The 4,409-nt window shown below is 60.8% G+C and carries 8 protein-coding genes and 1 pseudogene; all 9 read right to left on the bottom strand.

Going from position 1 to position 4,409, the window contains the following annotated elements; translation table 11 throughout:
* Positions 1–612: 30S ribosomal protein S3 (gene rpsC, locus H1Y01_RS12865; RefSeq protein WP_180540921.1), on the bottom strand; the 612-nt coding region annotated here is incomplete at its 3' end.
* Positions 613–633: 21 nt separating this feature from the next.
* Positions 634–990 carry a 50S ribosomal protein L22 gene (gene rplV, locus H1Y01_RS12870; protein ID WP_180540922.1) on the bottom strand — a complete coding sequence of 119 codons (357 nt, stop codon included), beginning with the start codon at positions 988–990 and terminating at the stop codon, positions 634–636.
* Complete coding sequence (rpsS, locus tag H1Y01_RS12875) at positions 991–1,275, bottom strand: 30S ribosomal protein S19 (RefSeq protein ID WP_180540923.1); 285 nt, start codon at positions 1,273–1,275, stop codon at positions 991–993.
* A 22-nt stretch (positions 1,276–1,297) separates the two neighbouring features.
* Positions 1,298–2,128, bottom strand: a complete 831-nt coding sequence (gene rplB / locus H1Y01_RS12880) for a 50S ribosomal protein L2 (protein WP_180540924.1) — start codon at positions 2,126–2,128, stop codon at positions 1,298–1,300.
* 16 nt (positions 2,129–2,144) lie between these two features.
* Positions 2,145–2,432, bottom strand: coding sequence for a 50S ribosomal protein L23 (locus H1Y01_RS12885; protein ID WP_180540925.1), 288 nt, complete (start codon positions 2,430–2,432; stop codon positions 2,145–2,147).
* Positions 2,429–3,094 (bottom strand): 50S ribosomal protein L4, encoded by a 666-nt coding sequence (gene rplD, locus H1Y01_RS12890; protein WP_180540926.1) that lies wholly within the window; start codon positions 3,092–3,094, stop codon positions 2,429–2,431. The genes H1Y01_RS12885 and rplD overlap by 4 nt, the downstream gene beginning before the upstream one ends.
* A complete protein-coding gene (gene rplC, locus H1Y01_RS12895) occupies positions 3,094–3,726 on the bottom strand; it encodes a 50S ribosomal protein L3 (protein WP_180540927.1) in 633 nt (210 codons plus the stop codon). Before rplC ends, rplD begins: the two co-directional genes overlap by 1 nt.
* A gap of 139 nt (positions 3,727–3,865) precedes the next feature.
* A complete protein-coding gene (gene rpsJ / locus H1Y01_RS12900; RefSeq protein ID WP_180540928.1) occupies positions 3,866–4,201 on the bottom strand; it encodes a 30S ribosomal protein S10 in 336 nt (111 codons plus the stop codon).
* Between the two features lie 3 nt (positions 4,202–4,204).
* Positions 4,205–4,409: pseudogene (tuf, locus tag H1Y01_RS12905) on the bottom strand (elongation factor Tu); the annotation flags it as partial.

Below are 4,409 nucleotides of genomic sequence, written 5' to 3' on the forward strand. Positions count from 1 at the left end.
ACCCTTATACAACCAGCACTTGACTCCAATGACGCCGTACGTGGTATGCGCTTCCGCAAATCCGTAATCGATGTCCGCGCGCAGCGTATGCAGCGGCAGCTGGCCTTGCAGATACCATTCCGAGCGCGCGATCTCGGCGCCATTCAACCGGCCCGATACGCGCACCTTGATTCCCTTGCAACCGAAACGCAGCGCCGAATCGACCGCCTTACGCATCGCGCGCCGGAACGCCACGCGCTTTTCGAGCTGCAGCGCGATCGATTCCGAAACCAGCTGGGCATCCAGTTCAGGCTTGTGAACCTCGTTGATATCGATGAAAACTTCGCGCTTGGTTTTCTTGGCGAGCTCCGACTTCAGCTTCTCGATTTCCGCGCCTTTGCGGCCGATGATGATGCCGGGACGCGACGTGCGGATGGTGACCCGCAGCTTGTTGCCGGGCCGGTCGACTTCGATCGAGCTGACGCCGGCGGATTTCAATCGCCCGCGCAGGTTCTCTTTCAGCTCCAGATCTTCACGCAGCAGCTTGGCGTAATCCGCGCCCGCAAACCAGCGCGAGCGCCAGGGCTTGTTGAACCCGAGCCGGAAACCGTATGGATGTACTTTCTGTCCCATCGAAACTCTTTTCCCTTTTTCCTACTGCCCTTTGAACGGCCGCACTCCGTCGGAAACCTTCACGACGATGTGCGACATGCGGCGCTGATAGCGATAGGCGCGGCCCATCGGAGCCGGACGAATGCGCTTCATGCGCGGACCTTCGTTCACATACGCTTCGGCCACCACCAGTTCGTCCGTATCCAGGCTGTCGTCCAGGTTCTGCGCGTTGGCAATGGCCGAGCGCAGCACTTTTTCCACCGAGGGCGCAATGCGCTTGTTGGTGACTTTCAAGACCTGAATGGCATCGCCGGCACGCAGGCCGCGAATCAGATCGATCACCAGGCGCGCCTTCTGCGCCGATATCTTGACGTAACGCGCTTCCGCTTTCGCCAGCATTTACTTCGCGCCTTTCTCGGTCGCCGCTTTCGCGGAGTGACCCTTGAACGTGCGGGTGGGCGAGAATTCACCCAGCTTGTGGCCGACCATGTTCTCGGTCACATACACCGGAATGAACTTCTTGCCGTTGTGGACCGCGATGGTGTGGCCCACGAACTCAGGCAGCACGGTCGAGCGGCGGCTCCAGGTGCGAATCACCTTGCGCTCGTTTTTGGCGTTCAACGCGTCGAGCTTTTTTTCCAGATGGCCGTCTGTAAACGGCCCTTTCTTGAGTGAGCGTCCCATTCAGTTTCCTACCGCGTCATCTCTAACGCTTCTTGGCTTTACGGCTCACGATAAAGCGATCCGTACGTTTGTTGTTGCGAGTCTTATAGCCGCGCGTCGGCTGACCCCATGGCGTCACCGGATGGCGTCCGCCCGAAGTCTTGCCTTCACCGCCGCCGTGCGGGTGATCCACCGGATTCATCGAAACCCCGCGGTTGTGCGGCATGCGTCCCAGCCAGCGCGACCGTCCGGCTTTACCGAGCGACACGTTTTCGTGATCGGAATTTCCCACTACGCCAATGGTTGCCGCGCAATCGCTCGGCACGCGGCGCGTCTCGCCCGAGGGAAGCTTCAAGAGCGCCACCGCGCCTTCGCGCGATACCAGCTGCGCCTGCGTTCCGGCCGACCGCGCCATCTGCGCGCCCTTGCCCGGCCGCAGTTCAATATTGTGTACCACCGTGCCGGCCGGAATGTTTTTCAGGGGCAGGGAATTGCCCACCAGAATATCGGCTTCGGGACCGGATTGCACCGTCATCCCGACCTTCAGACCTTCGGGCTGAAGGATGTAGCGCTTCTCGCCGTCCTTATAATGCAGCAGCGCGATGCGGGCCGAACGGTTGGGATCGTATTCGATCGCGGCCACCGTCGCCGGAACGCCATGCTTGTCGCGCTTGAAATCGATCACGCGGTAGCTCTGCTTGTGTCCGCCGCCGATAAAACGGCTGGTGACGCGTCCGGTCGAATTACGGCCGCCGGTGCGCTTCTTCGGCTCGACGAGCGATTTCTCCGGCCGGTCCGTGCTGATGTCCTCGCGCGAAACCGTCGTCATGAAGCGACGGCTGGGAGTAAACGGCCGATAATTTTTGATTGCCATCTTCCTGGTCCCTCGCCTACATCTCCGTGAACTCGGGGATCTTTTGACCCGCTTCGAGTTTCACGTAAGCCTTTTTCCAATCCGAACGATAGCCGCTGAACTTTCCGCGGCGCCGCAGCTTGCCTTCGAAATTCGATGTCCGCACATCTTCCACCTTGACGTTGAACAGCTTATTCACCGCCTGGCGGATCTGCGTCTTATTCGCCGCCGCCGCCACTTCGAACGTCAGCGTGCGGTTGTTTTCCTTCATGTCGTGGCCTTTTTCCGTGACCAGCGGACGCTTGATGACTTCGTAGATCGTCATGCCTGTTCACCTGCCTGGGGTTTTGGCGTTTTCGCGCGTTTCGGATCGAGCCCGGTGGCCAGCTTCTGCGCGGCCTGCTCGCTCAACAACACGCGCTGCGCATCGAGCAGGTGATAGACGGTCACGAACCGGCTCGCCAGCACCGTCACGCCCTGCAGATTGCGCGCGCCGAGTTCCAGGTTGCGGTTCTCGCCGGCTTCCACGAACAGCACTTTGCGCGCATCGAACTTGTTAAGCGCCGCCTTCACGTTTTTCGTCTTGTGATCGGCGAACTGAAACTCGCGCACCACGGTCAGCTCACCATCGCGAAGCTTAGCCGACAACGCCGAGCGCAGCGCGCCCGCCGCCATCTTGCGCGGCAGCTCATAGGAGTAATCGCGCGGTTGCGGTCCATGTACCGTACCGCCATGCCGCCAGAGCGGACTGCGCACCGAACCCATGCGGGCGCGGCCGGTCCCTTTCTGCTTCCACAGCTTCTTGCCGGATCCCGCTACCGATCCGCGCACTTTCGTCGAAGCCGTTCCGCTGCGCTCGCTCGCGCGATACTGCCGCACCGCCTCGTAGATCAGATGTTCGTTCACTTCCGCGCCGAACACGGCGTCCGCGAGATCGATCTCGCCGACTTTCGCGTTCTCTAAATCCATCACGTCAACTCTGGGCATTAGCGCTTCGCCCTCCGCACCACCACATAAGCTCCATTCGGTCCCGGGACCGCGCCCTTCACCACCAGTACGTTGTCCTCCGTATCGATATCGATGACTTCGAGGTTGCGCACGGTGACCTGCTCATTGCCCATCTGGCCGCCCATACGCATGCCGGGCATGACGCGTGACGGGAAACTCGAAGCGCCGATCGAACCCGGCGCGCGGTGAAACATCGAACCGTGCGACCCTTCGCCGCCCCCGAAATGATGCCGGCGCACGACGCCCGCAAATCCGCGGCCCTTCGAAACGCCGATCACGTCGACCTTATCGCTCGGCTTGAAATCGCTGACCAGCACCTTATCGCCGGGCTTCAGATCGCCATCGCCCGGGCGCATGCGGAACTCACGCAGAAACTTCGCGCCTTCCACACCGGCTTTCTTCAGATGGCCGGTTTGCGGACGGTTGATGCGCGACGCTTTCACGAACTCGACCAGACCCAACTGCACGGCGTTGTAGCCGTCCGCGGTCGGCGTCTTGCGCTGCGTCACCATGCAAGGTCCGGCTTTGAGCAGCGTCACTGGAACTGCTACGCCGTCGGCCCGAAACACCTGCGTCATCCCGATTTTTTTGCCCAGAATCCCTGGAATCATCGATTCACCTGCTTGCTCTTTTCGAAAACTCTTGTCACTTGCTTCTAACCGCTCCGTCACCGTCGCGGCTCAGTAACGTACTGAGCGCCAACCGCTCCGTAACATACTCGATTACTGAGCCGCGCACGTCAGTAAGCGGTTACTTCGACGGCTGACCCTTGCCGAACGCCTTGATCTCGACATCCACGCCCGCCGGAAGATCGAGCTTCATCAGCGCGTCAACCGTCTGCTGCGTGGGCTCGAGAATATCCAGCAACCGCTTGTGCGTCCGGATCTCGAACTGCTCCCGCGACTTCTTATCGACGTGGGGCGAACGAAGAACCGTCGTCTTGCTGATTGCCGTCGGCAGCGGAATCGGCCCAGCCACCTGGGCCCCCGTCCGCTTCGCCGTATCGACAATCTCCGTCGTCGATTGATCGAGCACCCGGTGATCGTACGCCTTCAACCGGATGCGGATGCGATCTTTAAGCGCCATCGATTAATCCAAAATCTCGCTAACCGTCCCGGCGCCCACGGTCCGTCCGCCTTCACGAATGGCGAACCGCAAGCCCTTATCCATGGCCACCGGCGTCTGCAACTCCACTTCGAGCTGCACATTATCGCCCGGCATCACCATCTCCGTCCCTTCCGGCAACACCGCGACCCCCGTCACGTCCGTCGTCCGGAAATAGAACTGCGGCCGG

The organism is Nevskia soli (genome assembly GCF_903970205.1).
Taxonomy (GTDB): Bacteria; Acidobacteriota; Terriglobia; order Bryobacterales; family Bryobacteraceae; genus Bog-113.